16 protein-coding genes and 1 pseudogene are annotated in these 19,875 nt (G+C 50.1%); 7 read left to right on the forward strand and 10 right to left on the reverse strand.

All coding sequences use genetic code 11. The features are described 5' to 3' along the window. Positions 1-188 precede the first annotated feature (188 nt). Both AB1I67_RS00945 and AB1I67_RS00950 read right to left on the reverse strand, forming a co-directional pair. A complete protein-coding gene (locus AB1I67_RS00945; protein WP_367027946.1) occupies positions 189-1,448 on the reverse strand; it encodes a S8 family peptidase in 1,260 nt (419 codons plus the stop codon). A gap of 126 nt (positions 1,449-1,574) precedes the next feature. Continuing rightward, positions 1,575-2,228 (reverse strand): SGNH/GDSL hydrolase family protein, encoded by a 654-nt coding sequence (locus AB1I67_RS00950; protein WP_367027947.1) that lies wholly within the window; start codon positions 2,226-2,228, stop codon positions 1,575-1,577. Positions 2,229-2,425: 197 nt separating this feature from the next. Here AB1I67_RS00950 and AB1I67_RS00955 point away from each other — a divergent pair, with 197 nt between their 5' ends. Continuing rightward, a complete protein-coding gene (locus tag AB1I67_RS00955; RefSeq protein WP_367027948.1) occupies positions 2,426-3,733 on the forward strand; it encodes a serpin family protein in 1,308 nt (435 codons plus the stop codon). Between the two features lie 119 nt (positions 3,734-3,852). Here AB1I67_RS00955 and AB1I67_RS00960 read toward each other — a convergent pair whose 3' ends face one another. Further along, positions 3,853-4,710: a DegV family protein gene (locus AB1I67_RS00960; protein ID WP_367027949.1), complete on the reverse strand. Its 858-nt coding sequence runs from the start codon at positions 4,708-4,710 to the stop codon at positions 3,853-3,855. A 233-nt stretch (positions 4,711-4,943) separates the two neighbouring features. Here AB1I67_RS00960 and AB1I67_RS00965 point away from each other — a divergent pair, with 233 nt between their 5' ends. Then, the gene (locus AB1I67_RS00965; protein WP_367027950.1) at positions 4,944-5,777 is read left to right on the forward strand and encodes an AraC family transcriptional regulator; all 834 of its coding nucleotides are present in this window, start codon (positions 4,944-4,946) and stop codon (positions 5,775-5,777) included. Positions 5,778-5,863: 86 nt separating this feature from the next. Further along, on the forward strand, positions 5,864-6,409 hold the full coding sequence (locus AB1I67_RS00970; protein ID WP_367027951.1) for a DUF6144 family protein: 546 nt from the start codon (positions 5,864-5,866) through the stop codon (positions 6,407-6,409). Positions 6,410-6,492: 83 nt separating this feature from the next. Here AB1I67_RS00970 and AB1I67_RS00975 read toward each other — a convergent pair whose 3' ends face one another. Continuing rightward, on the reverse strand, positions 6,493-8,439 hold the full coding sequence (locus tag AB1I67_RS00975) for a DNA mismatch repair protein MutS (RefSeq protein ID WP_367027952.1): 1,947 nt from the start codon (positions 8,437-8,439) through the stop codon (positions 6,493-6,495). A 493-nt stretch (positions 8,440-8,932) separates the two neighbouring features. Between AB1I67_RS00975 and AB1I67_RS00980 the strand changes: the two genes are divergently transcribed. Next, positions 8,933-9,694 carry an alpha/beta fold hydrolase gene (locus AB1I67_RS00980; protein WP_367027953.1) on the forward strand — a complete coding sequence of 254 codons (762 nt, stop codon included), beginning with the start codon at positions 8,933-8,935 and terminating at the stop codon, positions 9,692-9,694. 141 nt (positions 9,695-9,835) lie between these two features. Continuing rightward, positions 9,836-10,561: a hypothetical protein gene (locus tag AB1I67_RS00985; protein ID WP_367027954.1), complete on the forward strand. Its 726-nt coding sequence runs from the start codon at positions 9,836-9,838 to the stop codon at positions 10,559-10,561. Positions 10,562-10,686: 125 nt separating this feature from the next. Here the strand turns inward: AB1I67_RS00985 and tuf are convergent, their stop codons facing one another. The 4 genes and pseudogenes from tuf to rpsL form a co-directional block, all read right to left on the reverse strand. Continuing rightward, positions 10,687-11,880 carry an elongation factor Tu gene (gene tuf / locus AB1I67_RS00990; RefSeq protein ID WP_367027955.1) on the reverse strand — a complete coding sequence of 398 codons (1,194 nt, stop codon included), beginning with the start codon at positions 11,878-11,880 and terminating at the stop codon, positions 10,687-10,689. Between the two features lie 152 nt (positions 11,881-12,032). Continuing rightward, positions 12,033-14,149: pseudogene (gene fusA, locus AB1I67_RS00995) on the reverse strand (elongation factor G). 15 nt (positions 14,150-14,164) lie between these two features. Beyond that, a complete protein-coding gene (rpsG, locus tag AB1I67_RS01000) occupies positions 14,165-14,635 on the reverse strand; it encodes a 30S ribosomal protein S7 (protein ID WP_367027956.1) in 471 nt (156 codons plus the stop codon). Between the two features lie 206 nt (positions 14,636-14,841). Further along, entirely contained in the window at positions 14,842-15,264 is a 423-nt protein-coding gene (gene rpsL, locus AB1I67_RS01005; RefSeq protein ID WP_367027957.1) for a 30S ribosomal protein S12, read from the reverse strand. 468 nt (positions 15,265-15,732) lie between these two features. Between rpsL and AB1I67_RS01010 the strand changes: the two genes are divergently transcribed. Then, entirely contained in the window at positions 15,733-16,092 is a 360-nt protein-coding gene (locus AB1I67_RS01010) for a TIGR04086 family membrane protein (protein ID WP_367027958.1), read from the forward strand. Here the strand turns inward: AB1I67_RS01010 and AB1I67_RS01015 are convergent. Both AB1I67_RS01015 and AB1I67_RS01020 read right to left on the reverse strand, forming a co-directional pair. Continuing rightward, positions 16,085-17,383 carry a hemolysin family protein gene (locus AB1I67_RS01015; RefSeq protein WP_367027959.1) on the reverse strand — a complete coding sequence of 433 codons (1,299 nt, stop codon included), beginning with the start codon at positions 17,381-17,383 and terminating at the stop codon, positions 16,085-16,087. The two genes, AB1I67_RS01010 and AB1I67_RS01015, sit on opposite strands and share 8 nt — an antisense overlap. Positions 17,384-17,466: 83 nt before the next feature. After that, positions 17,467-17,997, reverse strand: coding sequence for a signal peptidase II (locus AB1I67_RS01020; RefSeq protein ID WP_367027960.1), 531 nt, complete (start codon positions 17,995-17,997; stop codon positions 17,467-17,469). A 148-nt stretch (positions 17,998-18,145) separates the two neighbouring features. Here AB1I67_RS01020 and AB1I67_RS01025 point away from each other — a divergent pair, with 148 nt between their 5' ends. Further along, on the forward strand, positions 18,146-19,870 hold the full coding sequence (locus tag AB1I67_RS01025; RefSeq protein WP_367027961.1) for a S8 family peptidase: 1,725 nt from the start codon (positions 18,146-18,148) through the stop codon (positions 19,868-19,870). Positions 19,871-19,875: the final 5 nt, after the last annotated feature.

Below are 19,875 nucleotides of genomic sequence, written 5' to 3' on the forward strand. Positions count from 1 at the left end.
TACTTCATTATTTGGTTTTATGTTACTTTCACTATAACATGTTGAAAAATTATTTTCAACTCTTAATAATAAATAAAAATTCTTTTCTATTCTTGTTACATTCTAACAGTTAATAAGCTCAGGCAAAAATACAGGCCCCGTTTCCGGAGCTTCCGGAATCAGGGCCTGCCAAATACGTTGTTCTGTTATCACCTTCCATAAGTGATCGCTGCATAGACATCCAGCATACCGCCGGTCAGGACCTTTCCCTCCAGTCCCTCCAGCTTCCTGGCGGAATTAAGCAGGATCGGCTTTACATCCTGTAAGGATATGTCCGTACGGTAAGAGTAGAGGAACGCCGCGGCCCCAGTCACCATCGGCGCAGCCATGGAGGTCCCGGTCATAAAACCGTAACCGCCGTTGGTGGTAGTGCTGACGATGTAAGTTCCCGGCGCGGCAATATCCACATTCTTCACGCCATAGTTGGAACTGACCTCCAGATTGCCGTCAAACATCAGGTTCGCCACGGATATCACATTATCCAGTTCAAAACCGGACGGATAATCCGGGCTGGTATCAATGTCAAGTCCCTTCCCGGTATTATCCCCGTTGCCCGCCGCCACGATAAACAGCATTCTGGAGTCCCGCATCACCTGTTCCAGGCGGGGGTAATACTCGGTTGTTCCAAAGCTCAGATTGCAGATGGATGCGCCGTTCGCCTCCGCATATTGGATGGCATTGATCACCGCCTCCTCCTCGCCCAGCCCATAGGCTGTGCCAAGAGCCTTCACCGGCATGATCTTGACGTATTTATTGTCTGCGATCCCGGCAACTCCGGTCTTCCCGCGGCTGGCCGCGATGGTTCCCGCGGCGTGGGTGCCGTGGTTATCCTCTCTTCCCACATAGACCTGGTTGACCTCGTGAAAGAAGTTCCAGCCGTTCACGTCATCCACAAAACCGTTCCCGTCGTTGTCGATCCCATCACCGGGGATCTCATCTTCATTGACCCAGATCGAATCCTTCAGGTCCGGATGCTCGATATCAATCCCGGTATCGATCACCGCAACCACCACCTGGCGATGCTCCTGTGTGCTCTCATCGTAAAGATTCCACGCCGGGAGCACATTGATATCGATCCCCTTCTTCGCATCGATCGTCGCCAGCTCATAGGCATCCGGCCCCTCCACCGGGGACGGCAGGCCAAGACGGTTCGCCAGGTCGATCCGCTTTGCCATCTCCGGGTTGCTGTCCCGGAACTTGTTGGCGATCTCCACATACTGAAGCTCTCCGTCATTCTTCAGCCCCCACTGGTATCTGGCATATGGGTCCCCCGCAGACAGGTTCTCAACACCCGGCCCGTAAACGCGGGCGGAAAAGCCATAGCTGTCCGCCGCCATCCCTGCAAAGGGCTGAGACAGTGCAAAAATACCTGCCAGCAGCACAGCTATCTGTTTTTTATATGATCTCATTTTCAGACTCCTCATTTCAATTTTCCATTCAATGACACTAAGTATATCACACATTCCGCTAAAGGAGTTTGAAAAATATGTGAAATTTCCTTACGATTTTCTACCGTTTCCCGCCGTCCTGAACGGTTACTGTTTTACCAGTCCCGGCACAATCCCTGCCAGCGCGTCAGCAAGCTGTACATGGCCTTCTTCTGTCAAATGCATATGATCAATGTGGTTATTCTCCGTCACCACGGTATTGGCATCAAAAAATGCACATCCCATCAGATCAGCGATTTTTTTATATTCTTCTGCCAGGCCCTCAGATTTTTCCGCACAGCCCCGGCCCATGGTCAGGGCAACCGGAGTATCCTCATATTCTCTGTCAATGCTCTTTGGAGCTACCACAAGGATATGCGGCTCCCCCTCCGTCCATGCATCTGTTGTGGATACTGCCTTCGCGATCAGACGTTTCAGCCCCAGTCCGATGCAGGCCGGAGAAACCCCAAACCGCTCCTTGGTATCGTTGGTCCCCAGCATAATGATGAGTAGATCCACCGGCTCATGGCTCATCAGGCAGGGATAGATATAATCCAGCCCGGACAATCCTTCATGGACCGGATCGTCAAAGCAGGTGGTCCTGCCGCTTAGGCCCTCCTCCAATACAAGATACTTCTCCCCCAGCCGTTTCTGGAGCAGGCACGTCCACCTCTCGTTCTCATCATAACGCCCATTATCAGCCGCTTTATAACCATGTGTATTGGAATCCCCAAAACATACAATGTGCTTCTTCATGATCATTCTCATCCCTCTCCGTCCGGACGCTGCTGCTGTCCGCTGTTTCCTGATCTACTGTGTACAGATCAGTTTAACGCTATCAAAGATCATATTAATTGTCAAGAACAAATAGCGGTCATCCGTAGGGATAATTTAAGAAAATAGCAATACATTTTGTATCCCGATCTGCTAAAATGAGATTAAAGAAAGGGGGTATTCCCATGAGAAGAACTATGCAGGCCGCACTCGCAGGGCTGCTGGCTGCGTCCCTGTCACTGTCCGGCTCCGCCCTTGCCATGGCGGAAAACCAGTCTGAGGATGGAGGCTCAGACTATCAATGCGAGGTCAGCGCTCACCACCCGAATCCTGTCTCCTATGACGATCTGGGCAGCCGACGCGCCCTTCGGTCCGACAACGCTCTAAGCGACAGCTTCCGCACCGGTTTCAATCACTTTTCCATGAAGACCACCGCCGCAGTCCTGTCTGACGGAGCAGAAAACAAAAACTTTTCTCCAGTCAGCCTCTATTATGCATTATCCCTTGCAGCGCAGGGTTCTGAGGGTGATACAAAAGAACAGCTGATGGCCCTTCTCGGCGCCCAGGATCCGGGGCAGCTGGCGGACGGCTGCGGACGCATGTACCGGCAGATGTACCAGGCAGATGAGCGCTCCCGGCTTAAGCTCGCCAACTCCCTCTGGCTTCAGAACGGCCTGCCCCTTCTGGATGGCTACCGGAGAGCTGCCGAAAACCAGCTTTATGCCTCTGTGTTCCGTGTGAATTTTGCTGATGAGAAGACAGGAGGCCTAATAGGCAGCTGGATCTCCAGCCAGACAGACCAGTCCATCACCCCAACGATCAGGGTCTATGATGACGAGGTGATGCGTATCGTCAACACAGTCAGCTATCACAGTGAGTGGGTCCAGGATTTTAAGAAGGAGAACAATACAGACGGAACCTTCCGCCTGGCAGACGGGCAGCAGACTGCCTGCACCTATATGACAGACACCCGAAGCTGCTCCTATTACCGGGGTCAGGGATATCTCCGGGCAGCCCTCAATCTGAAAGGCAACGGAACCATGTTCTTTATCCTTCCAGATGAAGGCACAGACATCCCGTCCCTCCTTTCCTCAGAAGAAACCATGCAGCAGATGTTCGGTTCGGTCTCTGCGTTTGATTCTTACGGGCGCATATCCTGGAAGATTCCCAAATTCCGCATATCGTCGTCCATGGAACTAAAACCGGTATTGAAATCCCTTGGGATCACTGACGGCTTCGACAGGGAGAAGGCTGATTTTTCGGGGATCACCAGTGAACCTTTGTATATGCATGATGTGATCCAGGAAACCGTCGTCGGGATCGATGAGAACGGTGTGGAGGCCTCCGCGTACACTATGATTCCCATGGGCGCAGGCAGCTCCATGGCTGCTGACATCATCGAGATGACCCTGGACCGCCCCTTTCTCTATGCCATTGTCACCGACCCGGGCGTGCCGCTGTTTATCGGCGTGTGCTATAACCCGGCGGCCTGATCTATAAGCTGGCCCATTTCCCCATCATGGGTCTTATGATATTTCGCTCCATATACCTGCTTTATATACAGACAGAGATCCGGCATACCCGTGATCCCAGGCATGTCAGATCTCTGTTGTCAGGCTTCCATGGCAGATATCCCGATCGCGCCCTTCCCGCCATGGACCGTCATCACACAGCCCAGCACTCCAACCCCGATCTCTGCAAAGCCTTTATCTTCCAAATGTTTATAAAGCTTTTTTATAATATCCGGATCTGTTCCCTCCGCGTAGAACAGATAGATCTTCCGCTTATCAAAATCCTTCCCCTCCAGAAAATCCTCCACAAAACGGCCTGCCGTCTTCTCCATCTTTCCCCGGTACTTCTTCACTGCGATCAGTTCTCCGTCGATGATATCGATCCGGGGCTTGATCTTTAATATGGCAGCTCCGATCGCCGCCGCATTGGATACCCGCCCTCCTGCCAACAAAAAGTCCAGGGTATCCGGGACGAAAGAGGTATGAACCTTTTTCACATAAGGTACAATCTCAGCCACCAGCTCTTCCGCTGTCATCTCCGGATGGTCCTCTGCGATCTCCGCCGCTTTCAGGACCAGATTGCCAAGCCCGCCGGACACATTCAGAGAATCGATCAGGTGCACCTTGATATCCGGAAGGTCCCGTACCCCCAGCACTGCATTCTGGAAAGAACAGGAACAGGCCGAGGAATATCCGATGTGGATGATCTCGCATCCGGGATTCTGCGCCGCTGCCGCCTGAAAGAAAGCCGTATACTGGTATGGGCTTACGGCGTTGGTCTTGGGGATCTTCCTGGTCTCCTTATAAAAATCATAGATCTCCTGCACCGGGATCTGCCCGTCGTCCACCGTCCGGTCAGGAAAATTGAGACCAAAAGGAACCGTCAGGATATGGTGTTTCTCACACAGTTCTTTTGTTAAATCCGATCCACTTTCCGTCGTCAGTATAATCTTCCCCATATCGCCCCTCACGTCTTTCCATACCACATTTAATCGTTTTATTTACTACATCAGTATAAAACAGGGCGGCGCACTTGTCAAGCATCGTGACAGGGAATATCCACCGCGGAGTATCCACCATATAGAATCCAGCATCTGTGTGTTGACAGCATAAACTAAAAAATCTACAATGAAAACAGCTGGCATCAGGCCCCATACCCTGCCTGGATATACAAACAGATGAACGGAGAGCTATGGACAGAAAAAAACTTGTTGACCAAAGTATTGATTATATAATGCAGCATTTGGATGAGGATCTTTCGCTCGATGCTATATCTGCCCACTTTTATATATCAAAGTACTATTTCAGTCGGTTATTCAAGGAAGAAACCGGCGAATCCATCTATGCGTTTATAAAACGCTGTAAGATTGACCAGAGCGCGGTCGATATGAAGTTGAACCCGGAGAGGTCCATCACGGATATTGGCCTGGATTACGGATACAGCTCTTCCAACTACAGCTCCGTATTCAAAAAACATCATAACACATCTCCCTCCAGATTCAGACAGACGGTCCCAACGCACAGTACGCCGGTTCCCTTTACCACGGAGCGGGTTGTACAGTTCAAAACAGCCGCCGAATATGCCGCCCATCTGGATATCCAGGAGCTTGATGATGTTTTTGTGATCTATGAGCGGTTTATTGGAACTTATGCAGACCTTGAGAAAAACTGGCGCGGGTTTCTGGAAAAATACAGAGCCCACCAGCAGGAACAGACCCTTTTGATAGAACGCTATTTTCACGACCCGGCGATCACCGGCCTGTCACAATGTATCTGCGACATCTGCATGACGGCGGAACAGGACTATGGTCTGAGCAATGTGATGTGGATCAGAGGCGGCAAATGTGCCGTATATCATTTTGACGGGAGGATCTGGGATATTTATGAGACACTGCAGGGACTTTTCAGTGTATGGCTCCCTCAGAGCGGTTACCGTATGGCGCAGCGGTATGGATTAAATCTATACCGTCAGATCGACTGGAACACCCACAGTGTGGTTATGGATTTATGCATCCCTATTTTATAAAAGCAAGAATTCAGAAGTCAACGGGATGGCTTTTTCCTATAATCAGGTTATGGATCGTATCAAAAATAAAGACCAGGGAGGAAGCCATGTTTGATATACGAAAAATCCAGGAGAACGCCATTTATGAATCTGTCCGGAAAAAAAGCACTGTAGACATTGCCAGGGAGGTGGTCTATGGCAAAGACCAGACTCATCCAGAAACAAATGCCGATTGGGTAAAATCTGCGATGAGCCGGCTGGAAAACAGATTTGATCCTGATACCAGGAAGAAAATACGAATGAACTGCCAGTGTGGTTATGGAATGGATGAGAAGCTTGCCCTTGTTAAGGAACTTAAGTCAGCTGCATCAAACCTGGAAGAGTTCGCAGGTTCAGAGAAGGCAAAAGCTGCCGGGCTTTTTTGCAGGGACGGTGAACTTTTTTTACAGTTTCATTTCTGTCCCTGTCCAATGCTTGCAGAGGTGGACAAACTGGAAACCGATACATGGTGCCAATGCACTACCGGATACAGCAAAGTGCTTTTTGAAAAAGCGTTTGCCTGCAATGTCGATGTGAAGTTGCTGAATAGTATTAAAATGGGAGATCAGGTATGTCTGATGAAGATCACGCTTCACGATCCTGTGTGGAAATAAATCTTGATCCGGCGGCGGGCCGGGAAGCTTCGAAACAGCTTCCCGGCCCGCCGCCAGATCAATACTTTTGATGATCAATACCTTCAAGTCTCCGAAACCTCGACGCTCAAACCTTCCTGATGATGTTTCCCCATCTGATGCCTGGCCTTCCGGTTCTCTACCGAATCAAAGATAATAGAGAAGTCATAGTCCTCCGGATAAAGTTCCGTTGCAGCCACTTTCAATTTTAACCTTTTATGGCTCACCAGTATCTTCTCCTTCTTCACCTGGACCAGCACGTCCCCATGGGAATCAGCCGGTTTCACCACAATCCCGATCCAGCCATCCGGCAGTACCGTCACACTGTCCCCCCGTGTAAATTCTTCCCCGTGACAGGCCGCCCGCACCTCTGCCTTTCTGCGGATCCCCGGCGTGCGGACTTTTTTAATATCCTCGTCAGGATGGTCCAACTCCAGCTCCCGCACCATAGCAGTCGACGGTTCGCCATAGGCTTCCTTCGCTGCGGTTTTCAGCATCCTCACCGGCAGCCCCAGACGTTTTGCGATATAGAGCGCACAACTCTCCCCCGCCCTGCCAATCTCCAGCCGGTACAGGGGCCTTAAGCTCTCCCGGTCAAATCCCATCCGCGCATTGACCACCTCCTCATAGCGCCCGGCATACTCCTTCACTTCCGGATAATGGGTCGTCACCAGAAATAAGGCCCCGCTTTTTCTCAGTTCCTCCAGAATCGCAATGGCAATTCCCATGCCCTCCGCCGGATCTGTCCCGGAGCCCAGCTCATCCATGACCACCAGGCTCTCAGGCGTGACCCTTTTCAAGATCTCCAGCACATTCTTTATGTGGGCAGAGAAGGTTGACAGGTTGTTGAGCAGATCCTGACCATCTCCAATATCACACAAGATCTGGCTGTTCATGGCGATATCTGCCTCTGCGCACGGGATATGCAGGCCGGAACAGGCCATCGCACTGAGTAAAGCCACGGTTTTTAACACTACGGTTTTGCCCCCGGTGTTAGGCCCGGTGATGATCATGCCGCGGATGGTATTTCCCTGCAGCCCCTTCCCATGTAATGGCTCTCCGATCACAAAATCCAGCGGTACCACGCTCTCTTTATCCAACATCGGGTGTCTGGCTCCCTTCAGGCAGATGCGCCTTTCCAGATTGACCGCCGGTTCCACCGCATCCAACTCCTGACTGAGCTTCCCTTTTGCAAAAACGAAATCCAACATGACGGTAACCCGGATATCTTCCCGAAGCTCCGCCTCCGCTTCTGCGATCTGTTCCATCAGCCCATAGAGTATCCGACGCTCCTCCGTGTCCTCCTCAATCTTATACAGCTCATACGCCTCCTGAAGCTCTGCTACCGCTTTCGGCTCAATAAACAGGGTAGACCCGGTGGAGGATTTGTCGATCACCGCCCCCTGTACCCTGGACTTATATTCAGCTTTTACCGGGATGCACAACCTTCCGCTGCGTTTCACCACAAAAGAATCATTGACATATGCCTGGTTTGCTTTCAATGCCCGCTCTGCCTTCTCCCGCACCTTTTCTCCCAGAAGCTGGATCTGCCTGCGGATATCACGCAGGGCGGCGGAGGCATAATCGTCAATCATATCGATACGGATACAGCGTTCGATCTCACCGCTCAATTCCTCTAGAAGACTTATATTTTCCCCATAAAAGGCAACTCCGAGCTGGCTGCTCCTGCCTTTATCAAGATAGCTCTTCAGCCGGCGCACTCCCACCAGGAATGACCCCACCTCGGCAATCTGCTCCGGAAGCAGCAGTTCTCCCACCAGCGCCCGCTCCACATGCTGTTCCACCTGTTCCATAAGCGGCATTGGAGGCACTCCGAAAAGATCCAGCATCTGTCTTGCCTGAGTGGTCTCCCTCATATTTTTCTTAAGCTCTGTCTCCGACAAATATGGTTCTAATGCGGCGCACCGCTCTTTTGCCTGAGCCGTCACCGCATGGTTTTTTAATCGTTCTATGATCTCCTGATATCCTAATAAATAAAGTGATTGATTCATTTTTGTTCTTTCCTCTCAATGATAAATGTCTGATTTATTCCAATAAAAAACCGCAGGAGCGTCCCATCATGGGCATACTGCTCCTGCGGTTCCATAAGTTATCGTTAAAACGGATCTGATCTATGGCTCCGGTTCCTGGAATGTGTTTGTTATGTCAGTATGACGGCATATGGGCAGACTGGTAGCGTGAAAACTATCCTGCCTTTACAACTATTTAGTTGCTTCCTGCGGTCACTGCTGCAATTAACAAAAACACACCTCACTTTTGTATAATCTTTATTATGGTGGTATTATACAGGACTCGGGAGGAAAATGCAAGGGTTTTGAATGAAATGTGCGGCTGGGAGTGACTGGGAAACAGATCTGTGTTATAGTTAATGAGATAGATTCAAATAATTACGAGATGAGGTGGATAACATGAGGATGATCTGATCGCAGGGCGTAAAAAGCCTTGCCGGTGAAACTGAAACACAATTTCAAGGAGGGCTTAAACATGAGCTATTTTAATTTTGATAATAAACGGATTTACTACACGGAACTTGGCGAAGGTACGCCTTTACTGCTTCTTCACGGCAATACAGCCTCCTCAAATATGTTTGCCCTGGTCGCTGAGGATTATGCCAAACGCTTCAAGGTGATCTTGATGGATTTTCTCGGACATGGAAAATCCGACAGGCTTAAGGAATTCCCTGCAGACCTCTGGTTTTACGAGGCAGAACAGGTCATTGCCTTTTTACGTGAGAAACAATATAAGGATGTCAACATCATCGGCAGCAGCGGAGGCGCCCTGGTGGCGATCAATGTGGCGATGGAGGCTCCTGAGCTTGTCCATAAGGTGATCGCTGACAGCTTCGAAGGCGAAACATCGCTGAAAGCCTTTACAGAGAATGTAAAGGCGGACAGGGAGGCTTCTAAGCACGACGATGACGCCAGGATGTTCTATGAATATATGCACGGCCCTGATTGGGAACAAGTCGTTGACAATGATACAGATGCTATTATCCGGCATGACAGGGGGATTGGAAGATTCTTTCATAAGCCAATGGAATGCCTGGAGGCAGAGTTCCTTTTAACTGGCAGTAAGGAGGATGAATTTGTATCGGGCGTACTGCCGGACTATTTTGATCATGTTTATGGAGATATGATCAAAAAGGCCAGGCATGGGAAAATGTGTTTGTTTGAGCATGGAGGACATCCAGCGATACTTTCTAATCCGGAAGAGTTTTGTAGGATGAGCCTGGAGTTTTTTGATTGAATAGTTTTGGAATGGTAAAAAGTTCACGGTCCACTGGGCGGGGGGGAATTCCTCCGCCGTTTTTTATAGAATACTTGTTAATACTACATTAAATGTGTAATATAGAAATATAGCTTATCTTTTTAAAAGGAGGATTATAGAATGAGTAAGAAAAAATTAGCACTTGCACTATCTACTGTATCACTTGCTTTTATCTTTAACCTGACTGCCTATGCAGGAACATGGAGGTATGATGGACCAGATGCCTGGCAATGGACATATATTAATGATGATGAAAGTTTAGCAACACCTGGTTGGAAACTGATTGATAATAAATGGTACAGTTTTGATGAAAACCATTATCTTAATATCGGTACTATAACTCAGGATGGTAAGCGCTATTATTTATCCGTGGAGCCCGATACTTTAGGACAATTGTGCACTAATACTGCTTTTTTTACCGGGTCATATGATTCTGATGGTGTATGGAATGACAATGAAATTCCAGCTGATGTATTTGAAAAATGGTATAATTATACTCAGAATTATAATGGTTCGCGATGGACAAAAACAGATGAATTGGCTTGGAATGCTGAGTTTGCTAAATATAATATTACTGACGATCTTTTCGTGGAATATAATGATTCTACAAAAGGAAACAGTTACGAGGTTATCTATTTGATTCCTGAGGGAGTTGATCATGCTGCTTATTATGATATAGGTAATCTGCTGATGTTAAAGCTGTTTATGAGAACAGATGGGTTGTCAGATGCATCATTTCGCTATGCACCGGATTACACTTCCATAATCTTTACATACTCCATTCCAGCTGAGGCGTCACGGCTGGCAAAAAAAGAAGCTTATGACGAATACATGCGTCAGAACTAATTTTTGAGAGAATGCAATTTAGTGATCAAGAAACGGGCTTACCCCTATAAAAATAGATACAGAGAGACCGCCTGACAAGCAAGCTTGCCACGCGGTCTCTCTGTATCTATTATAGTTTGTTGTAATTACTCAACAATGCTAACTACTCGGCCTGAACCTACGGTTCTGCCACCCTCACGGATAGCGAAACGAAGACCCTGCTCCATAGCTACCGGATGGATCAGCTCTACGCTCATCTCTACGTTGTCGCCAGGCATGCACATCTCGGTGCCAGCCGGAAGCTCACAAACGCCGGTAACGTCAGTTGTACGGAAGTAGAACTGCGGACGGTAGTTGTTGAAGAACGGAGTATGACGGCCGCCCTCGTCTTTGGTCAGAACGTATACCTGTGCGGTAAACTTGTTGTGACATTTAACGGAACCCGGTTTTGCAATAACCTGGCCTCTCTCGATGTCAGTTCTCTGAACACCACGAAGCAGAGCACCGATGTTATCACCAGCCTGAGCCTCATCCAGTAACTTACGGAACATCTCGATACCAGTTACAACAGTCTTTCTAACATCCTCGTGAATACCAAGGATCTCAACCTCATCGTTCAGATGAAGAGTACCACGCTCTACACGGCCGGTAGCAACGGTACCACGACCGGTAATGGTGAATACGTCCTCTACAGGCATCAGGAACGGCTTGTCAGTTTCGCGCTCCGGATCCGGAACCCACTCGTCAACTGCGTTCATCAGCTCAAGGATCTTGTCGCCCCACTCGCTGGTCGGATCTTCCAGAGCCTTCAGTGCGGAACCCTGAATGATCGGGGTGTCATCGCCCGGGAACTCGTACTCGTTCAGCAGCTCACGGATCTCCATGTCTACTAACTCAAGCAGCTCCGGATCGTCAACCATGTCGCACTTGTTCATGAATACAACGATGTACGGTACGCCTACCTGACGGGAAAGCAGGATGTGCTCTCTGGTCTGAGCCATAACACCATCGGTTGCTGCAACTACCAGGATAGCACCATCCATCTGAGCTGCACCGGTGATCATGTTCTTAACGTAGTCAGCATGTCCTGGGCAGTCAACGTGTGCATAGTGTCTCTTCTCGGTCTCATACTCAACGTGAGCGGTAGAGATGGTGATACCACGCTCTCTCTCCTCAGGAGCTTTATCGATGTTCTCGAAAGCAACTGCCTCACCGGTACCTAATCTCTCGTGCAGAGTCTTGGTAATAGCTGCGGTCAGAGTGGTTTTACCATGGTCAACGTGGCCGATGGTACCAATGTTACAATGCGGTTTGTTTCTTTCAAACTTTGCTTTTGCCATTTTATAACGTCCTCCTTAATTGGGCCTCTTTGGGCTATTAATTTATAGTTAGGCTGTTTTTTATTATATGCTATTTCTGCAATATTTTCAAGCCTATTTTGTTACACCATTTGGCAGCACGGATGCACTGCGGAGTAGTGGTTTAACACAACTTAGTTCTTCCGCTCGCTGATAACTTTCTCCTGTACGGACTTCGGAACCTGCTCGTACTTGTCGAAGAACATGGAGTAGTTACCACGACCCTGGGTCTTGGAACGCAGGTCGGTGGAATAACCAAACATCTCGGACAGCGGAACATATGCTCTTACGATCTTGCCGCCGCCTAAATCATCCATACCCTCGATACGGCCACGACGGGAGTTGATATCACCGATAACATCACCCATGTATTCCTCAGGCATGGTAACCTCTACCTTCATGATCGGCTCAAGCAGAACAGCGCCTGCCTTCTGCATAGCGTCCTTGAATGCCATGGAACCGGCAATCTTGAATGCCATCTCGTTAGAGTCAACCTCATGGTAGGAACCGTCGTATACAGTAGCCTTCACGCCCAGTACCGGGAATCCAGCCAGGATACCGGACTTGGAAGCCTCCTCGATACCAGCGCCTACAGCCGGGATATACTCCTTCGGGATCGCGCCGCCTACAACCGCAGACTCAAACTTGAAGGTCTCTTCAGCGTTTGCATCCATCGGCTCGAAGCGAACCTTACAGTGACCATACTGACCACGTCCGCCGGACTGCTTCGCATACTTGCTGTCTACGTCCACGGCCTTGGTAAAGGTTTCTTTGTATGCAACCTGCGGAGCGCCAACATTTGCTTCTACGTTGAACTCTCTCAGCAGACGGTCTACGATGATCTCCAGATGCAGCTCACCCATACCGGAGATGATGGTCTGACCAGTCTCGGTGTTGGTAGATGCACGGAAGGTCGGATCTTCCTCTGCCAGCTTCGCAAGCGCCTCGCCCATCTTGCCCTGACCTGCTTTGGTCTTCGGCTCGATCGCGATGTCGATAACCGGCTCCGGGAACTCCATGGATTCCAGGATAACCGGATGCTGGTCGTCACAGATGGTATCGCCGGTACCAGTAACCTTGAAGCCTACTGCAGCAGCGATATCGCCGGAGTAAACCTTCTCAAGCTCCTGTCTCTTGTTGGCATGCATCTGAAGGATACGTCCAACACGCTCTTTCTTACCCTTGGTAGCATTCAGCACGTAAGAACCGGAATTGATAGTACCGGAATATACGCGGAAGAATGCCAGCTTACCAACAAACGGGTCGGTCATGATCTTAAATGCAAGAGCAGAGAACGGCTCGTCGTCGGAGGAATGTCTCTCAACTTCGTTGCCATCCATGTCAACACCCTTGATAGACGGGATGTCAAGCGGAGACGGCATAAACTCGATAACTGCATCCAGAAGCTTCTGTACGCCCTTGTTCCTGTAAGCGGTACCGCAGCAAACCGGGATCGCTGTACATTCACAGGTAGCTTTTCTCAGAGCCTTCTTCAGATCCTCAACAGCAGGCTCCTCGCCCTCCAGGTAGGTCATCATCAGCTCGTCGTCCAGCTCACAGATCTTCTCGATCAGCTCAGTGCGGTACAGTTCTGCGTCATCCTTCATATCCTCCGGAATCTCACAGATGGTGATGTCATCGCCCTTATCATCATTATAGATATAAGCCTGCATCTCAAACAGATCAATAATGCCCTTAAATTCATCCTCTTTACCGATCGGGCCTGCAGACAGATGGCATTCTTGCCCAGTCTGGTCTTGATCTGCTCTACGGTTCCATAGAAGTCTGCACCCAGGATATCCATCTTGTTGATGAATGCCATACGCGGTACATTGTAGGTGTCAGCCTGACGCCATACATTCTCGGACTGCGGCTCAACACCGCCCTTGGCACAAAATACACCAACGGCACCATCAAGAACACGCAGAGAACGCTCTACCTCTACGGTGAAGTCAACGTGTCCAGGGGTATCAATGATATTGATACGATGCTCCAAAGCACCTGCTTTCGGTTTGCAGTTTTCCTGCAATGTCCAGTGACAGGTTGTAGCTGCAGAAGTGATCGTAATACCTCTCTCCTGCTCCTGAGCCATCCAGTCCATGGTAGCGGTACCTTCGTGAGTATCACCGATTTTGTAGTTTACACCAGTGTAATACAGGATACGCTCAGTCGTTGTGGTCTTACCAGCATCGATATGAGCCATGATACCAATATTCCTGGTTCTCTCTAACGGATATTCTCTTCCAGCCAAAGCTTTTTCCTCCTATTAGAATCTGAAATGGGAGAAGGCCTTGTTAGCCTCTGCCATCTTGTGCATGTCTTCTTTACGCTTTACAGATGCGCCGGTATTGTTAGCTGCATCCATAATCTCGTTTGCAAGTCTTTCTTCCTGGGTCTTCTCGCCTCTCTTACGGGAGAACATTGTGATCCAGCGAAGCGCCAGGGTCTGTCTTCTCTCCGGCCTAACCTCGATCGGCACCTGATAGGTAGCGCCGCCGATACGTTTTGCCTTAACTTCCAGAACAGGCATGATGTTGTTCATGGCTTCCTCGAAGACTTCCACTGCCGGCTTGCCGGTCTTTGCTTCCACACGGCCAAATGCGCCGTATACAATCTTCTGTGCAACACCCTTCTTACCATCAAGCATGATGTTGTTGATCAGCTTGGTTACAACCTTATTGTTGTATAAAGGATCTGCCAATACGTCTCTTTTCTGAATATGTCCTTTACGTGGCACGTTACTTCCCTCCTTAATCATGAATAATTGATTAGCTCACAGGTACTCACATGTTTCCATAAAATGTGTCCGCGCTCGGTAATCTTCTATTTCCTGCAACCACAGGTCAATATCAACTTCCGGCACACAACGGGAACAGACTTCCCGCAATCACTGTTTTATTTACGTTAGTGGTACAATTTTGTTGCTTGTCTTACCGAAAATGCTTATTTCTTAGCGTCTTTCGGTCTCTTTGCGCCGTATTTGGAACGGGCCTGTCTTCTGTTAGCTACACCAGCGGTATCTAATGTACCTCTGATGATGTGATATCTGGTACCTGGTAAGTCTTTTACCCTGCCGCCACGGATCAGAACCACGCTATGCTCCTGAAGGTTGTGACCCTCTCCCGGAATGTAGCTGGTTACCTCGATACCGTTGGAAAGACGTACTCTTGCGATCTTACGAAGTGCAGAGTTCGGCTTTTTCGGGGTAGCAGTCTTAACTGCGGTGCAGACGCCTCTCTTCTGAGGAGAAGAAGTATCGGTAGCACGTTTCTGTAAAGAGTTGTAACCCTTCTGCAGAGCCGGTGCAGTGGACTTCTTAACTGCGGTCTGTCTTCCCTTTCTCACTAACTGGTTAAATGTTGGCATTCCTTTCACCTCCTGTGATATTGTCTGTTGGTTGCTGTATTGCGTTCAGCTTTTGCGCACAAAAAAATATGACGTGATTTTTGCACGCCATATCATTATATCTGCATTACCATTTCATGTCAAGGGATTTTTTATTTTGTTTTTTTAGCTGGGGAGCGTAGGGGTGTTTCAGGGGAGGGAGGGGCGGGGGAGATGCGTTCAGGGGCGTAGGAGCCCATCGGTACTTAGGCGCCGTATTTCAGGCGCCTTACGTACCGCTATGCGCTCCTCCGAGCGAGAGCGCCCTCCGAAGCAGTCCTGCGGACATCACCTTCTCCGGTGCAGTACCCTACCTGCCGAACCGCAGCCCCAGGTTCCCGGCCGCCACAATCCCCCCCGTGCCGAACCGAAGCCCCACCAAAAATGTATAAATACGGACATCCGGGAATAGACTGATACAAACCTGATTTTGAAGAAAAGGAATTTCTTATGAGCCCATCGAAACCGAAAGCGCTCCTGCGTTCCCTTCTCATCTCTTACCTGTTGTCCGGCATCCTGCTGCTGGTCATGTCCTTCGCACTCTATAAGCTGAAACTGAAGGAGGCCCAGATCAATACGGCGGTCTATGCAGTCTATGTCATCGCCTGTCTGGTGGGTGGTATCTTAAGCGGCAAGGCGCTGCAGAACCGGCGTTTTTTCTGGGGACTGCTCACCGGACTGCTGTATTTCCTGGTGCTGTTTGCCGTTTCGTGGCTGATGAAACAGGATACAGCACTCGATACCTCGCGTATCTTCACAGTCCTGGCATGCTGCGCAGCCGGCGGCACGGTAGGAGGTATGGTCAGCTAAGGGGCGGTTCTTCCGCCTCTTTTTCTTCCTCTTCACTGCGGATCTGAAGGCGGATCTTGTCAATACGGTTCTTCTCCACACGTTCCACGATCAGATGAAGGTTCTCATAATCCACACTCTCACCGGCATCCGGCAGATGATCCAGAAGCCCGATCACCAGACCGCCGATAGAATCGTAATCCTCAGACTCCAGATCCAGCCCCAACTGCTCATTCAAATCATCCAGCTTGGCGGAACCACTCACCAGATATTCATCCGGTGTGATCTCAGTCACCTCGTCTTCCTCATCCTCATCGTACTCATCACGGATCTCCCCGACGATCTCCTCCAGCATGTCCTCCAGGGTGATCAGCCCTGCGGTTGCTCCATACTCGTCCAGAACGATCACAATGTTGTTGAAGGTCTTTCTCATCTCCACCATCAGCTCTGCCGTCTTCTTATATTCATAAGTATAGAGCGGCTGGCGCAGCAGGCTGCGGATGGAAAACTCCTGGGTCTTATCATATAAAAGGAGATCCTTCATATTAACTATGCCGATCACATTGTCCGTGGTATCCTCATATACAGGAATCCGGGTGAACTTCTCCTCACGGAAGACATCCATCAGTTCCTTATAAGAAGCATTCACATCCACCAGGACCATATCGATACGCGGTACCATCACATCTTTTGCCACGGAATCCCCGAAGTCGAACACGTTGTTGATCATCTTCTTTTCTTCCGTCTCGATCACGCCCTCCTCATGGCTCACCTGGACAATGGTTCTTAGCTCATCCTCGGTGATGGCGTCCCGCTTCTTGTTGGGATCGACCCGCATCAGGAAAAGCACGCCCATAGAGAGCTGGTTCACAAAGAAAATGACCGGGGTCATCAGGACCATCAGCGTATACACGATCCGGGCATAACCCAGCGCGATCTTCTCCGCATAAAGGGTGGATAAGGTCTTCGGCGTGATCTCGCCAAAGACCAGGATGAGCAGGGTCAGGATTCCGGTTGCCGCCCCCACGGCCCTGCTGCCGAAAAGCTGCATGGTCAGCGTAGTCATAAGGGAGGATGCCGAAAGGTTCACAATGTTGTTGCCTACTAAAATAGTGCTGAGCATCTTACCCGGATTCTCGATCACCTTTGTCAGGGTGATGGCGCGCTTGTCCCCCGCCTCTGCCAGCGTCCGGATACGCATTTTATTTACCGTTGTAAGCGCCGTCTCTGCCGATGAAAAAAAAGCGGACAGACAGAGTAACACAACTACCGTGAAAATCTGTATGCCCGTACTGTCTCCTGGATCTAACATAAATTAAAATTAATCTCCTTTTCTTTTTATGATTTATATAAATTGCATTCGATTGTACAATGTTTTCCTTATTCTGTCAACTACTACTTGCCTGTGTTTTTGCCGGTTCCGGCCGTTGTCTGCCCGGATTCCTGCCATTTTCCGGAAGCTGTCCCACGCAGCTCCTCCAGGATCTCCAGACCGAGCAGTATCCCGGAGCCCAGGAAAACGAACATATCTCCCAGATTGAAGACAACCTTTTTCAAGAAACCGAACCGGACACTAAAATAATCCACTACATAGCGGCGCACATAGCGGTCATAGAGGTTGCTCAAAGCGCCCCCCAGCAGGATTGCCAGTCCCAGCTTCTGCACCACGTTGCCCTTTTTGGGAATCAGATAGCAGAGTACTCCGCCCAGTGCAGAAATGACGACCAGCGGGAACGTCCGCACCAATTCCCCGTATTTCTCCAGAAACCCAAAAGGAAAACCGGCATTGTGGTTCCGGTACAGCCAGATCCTTTCTTTTGTATGCTCGAGCGGGCGCGGGAAACGCTCTGGTTCCTGCCGCTCGATCAACCACTTCAGTGCCAGATCTCCTGCCGCCAATATTACGATCAACACCACATATGCCATAATCCAGTCTCCTTTCGGATATTCCGGTCCCCGTTTCCGGCCCCGGCTGTTCTGATTCTATTTTACTATCTGCAGAAACATTCGTCAAACTAATCCCGTTTTACTTTCTTATATCATATAATAGCACAAAGACACCGGGGTTAATCTTATGCCTGCATGTGAATTATATCCGGCATCGGAAGAATATGCCGATTTTATTTTTCAATATTCCACACGGTCTACAGAAAACATTGAAGAGATGACTCGGGCTACCTGCATCAATATCATAAGCCGGGATTTCGCCATCGTCCACGCAAGATTAGACTTGATCGAGCCAATCAGCATCGCCCGCGACACATACTCCACGATCCCCAAGCTCTATGGGCTCGAGGACACGACTGCCCTGGAAAGCAGCGGCATAACTCCGGTATTTGATCAGCCCTCCCTGCGTGCTACCGGGCGCGGTGTCATGATCGGCATCATTGATACCGGCATTGATTACACCAATCCGCTGTTCCGACTGCCCGACGGGACCAGCCGCATTCTGTCCATCTGGGACCAGAGCATCCAGGGTGCGCAAATGCCCCCTCCTGTTTCCGGCTTTCAGCCCTTTTATGGGACCACCTACAGTCAGGAACAGATCAACCAGGCCCTGGCTTCCGACGATCCATTTTCCATCGTCCCTTCCCGGGATACCGACGGACATGGGACTTTCATGGCAGGTGTCGCTGCCGGCAACCGCATCACCCGCCCAACCTCGTTTTCCGGTGCAGCGCCTGACGCCAGTCTTGCCGTTGTAAAACTCAAGCCCGCCAAACAGTATCTCCGCGATTTTTTCCTGATCCCGCAGGACGTGCCGGCATATCAGGAAAATGACATCATGGCAGGCTTGAGCTACCTCCTGGGCCTGGCTAACATATATCAGATACCGCTTGTAGTCTATCTGGGTATCGGTACCAGCCAGGGCGGACACGACGGTACTTCACCGCTGTCCATTCAGATCCAGACTCTGACCGTCCGGGGCTTCGCTGCAGTGACAAGCGCTGGCAATGAAGTGGGCTACCATCACCATTATCTCGGAAACACATCAGAAAACCAGGAATACGAAGATGTTGAACTGCGGGTTGGCGCTGACGATCCCGGTTTCTGCGCAGAATTATGGGCGCGGGCTCCGGAACTCTATACTGTGGGCTTTGTCTCGCCGTCCGGCGAAGTTGTGGAGCGGATCCCCATCATCCTCGGCAATGAGACACTGATCCCATTCCGCCTGGATTCCACCCGTATTGCCCTTGCCTATCAGAACTACGAAGCCGGATCCGGAAGCCAGCTGATCTTCATGCGTTTTGAGACTCCCGCCCCCGGTATCTGGCACATCCGGGTCTATCCTTCCTTCTCCATAGCAGGAACCTTCCATATCTGGCTCCCCATGCATGGCTTTGTGTCCGAGCAGACAATCTTCCTCCGCTCCAATCCGGACACCACGATCACAGACCCCGGCAACGGCGCCACACCGCTGACAGTCAGCACTTACAACCATACAAACAACAGTATCTTCATACACAGCAGCCGCGGCTACACCCGTTCCCTCCGTATCAAACCGGACCTGGCCGCCCCCGGCGTAGACGTCCAGGGTCCTGCGCTCTCTGACGGCCCGGAGCCCGCCTTCACCCGCCGCTCCGGGTCATCGATCGCCGCAGCGATCACTGCCGGAGCTGTAGCTGATATTTTTTCCTGGGGATTTACAGATAAAAATGACGAAAACATCACCGGTGTCTCAGTAAAATCCATGCTGATCCGGGGCGCCGGACGGAACCCTGCATTCCGGTATCCCAACCGCGAATGGGGCTACGGAACCCTCAATCTCTACCAGTCTTTCCTGGACTTCAGAGAATGATCCAT

The sequence above is a fragment of the Clostridium sp. AN503 genome (genome assembly GCF_040719375.1).
Lineage (GTDB): Bacteria > Bacillota > Clostridia > Lachnospirales > Lachnospiraceae > Brotaphodocola.

Excerpts from the sequence above, each read along its gene's own strand:
- AB1I67_RS00955 (WP_367027948.1), top strand. The coding sequence starts at position 2,426 with ATGAGAAGAACTATGCAGGCCGCACTCGCAGGGCTGCTGGCTGCGTCC.
- AB1I67_RS01015 (WP_367027959.1), bottom strand. The coding sequence starts at position 17,383 with ATGTTAGATCCAGGAGACAGTACGGGCATACAGATTTTCACGGTAGTT.
- AB1I67_RS01010 (WP_367027958.1), top strand. The coding sequence starts at position 15,733 with ATGAGCCCATCGAAACCGAAAGCGCTCCTGCGTTCCCTTCTCATCTCT.
- AB1I67_RS00970 (WP_367027951.1), top strand. The coding sequence starts at position 5,864 with ATGTTTGATATACGAAAAATCCAGGAGAACGCCATTTATGAATCTGTC.
- AB1I67_RS01020 (WP_367027960.1), bottom strand. The coding sequence starts at position 17,997 with ATGGCATATGTGGTGTTGATCGTAATATTGGCGGCAGGAGATCTGGCA.
- AB1I67_RS01025 (WP_367027961.1), top strand. The coding sequence starts at position 18,146 with ATGCCTGCATGTGAATTATATCCGGCATCGGAAGAATATGCCGATTTT.
- AB1I67_RS00980 (WP_367027953.1), top strand. The coding sequence starts at position 8,933 with ATGAGCTATTTTAATTTTGATAATAAACGGATTTACTACACGGAACTT.
- AB1I67_RS00975 (WP_367027952.1), bottom strand. The coding sequence starts at position 8,439 with ATGAATCAATCACTTTATTTATTAGGATATCAGGAGATCATAGAACGA.
- AB1I67_RS00960 (WP_367027949.1), bottom strand. The coding sequence starts at position 4,710 with ATGGGGAAGATTATACTGACGACGGAAAGTGGATCGGATTTAACAAAA.
- AB1I67_RS00985 (WP_367027954.1), top strand. The coding sequence starts at position 9,836 with ATGAGTAAGAAAAAATTAGCACTTGCACTATCTACTGTATCACTTGCT.
- AB1I67_RS00945 (WP_367027946.1), bottom strand. The coding sequence starts at position 1,448 with ATGAGATCATATAAAAAACAGATAGCTGTGCTGCTGGCAGGTATTTTT.
- AB1I67_RS00950 (WP_367027947.1), bottom strand. The coding sequence starts at position 2,228 with ATGATCATGAAGAAGCACATTGTATGTTTTGGGGATTCCAATACACAT.
- AB1I67_RS00965 (WP_367027950.1), top strand. The coding sequence starts at position 4,944 with ATGGACAGAAAAAAACTTGTTGACCAAAGTATTGATTATATAATGCAG.
- rpsL (WP_367027957.1), bottom strand. The coding sequence starts at position 15,264 with ATGCCAACATTTAACCAGTTAGTGAGAAAGGGAAGACAGACCGCAGTT.
- tuf (WP_367027955.1), bottom strand. The coding sequence starts at position 11,880 with ATGGCAAAAGCAAAGTTTGAAAGAAACAAACCGCATTGTAACATTGGT.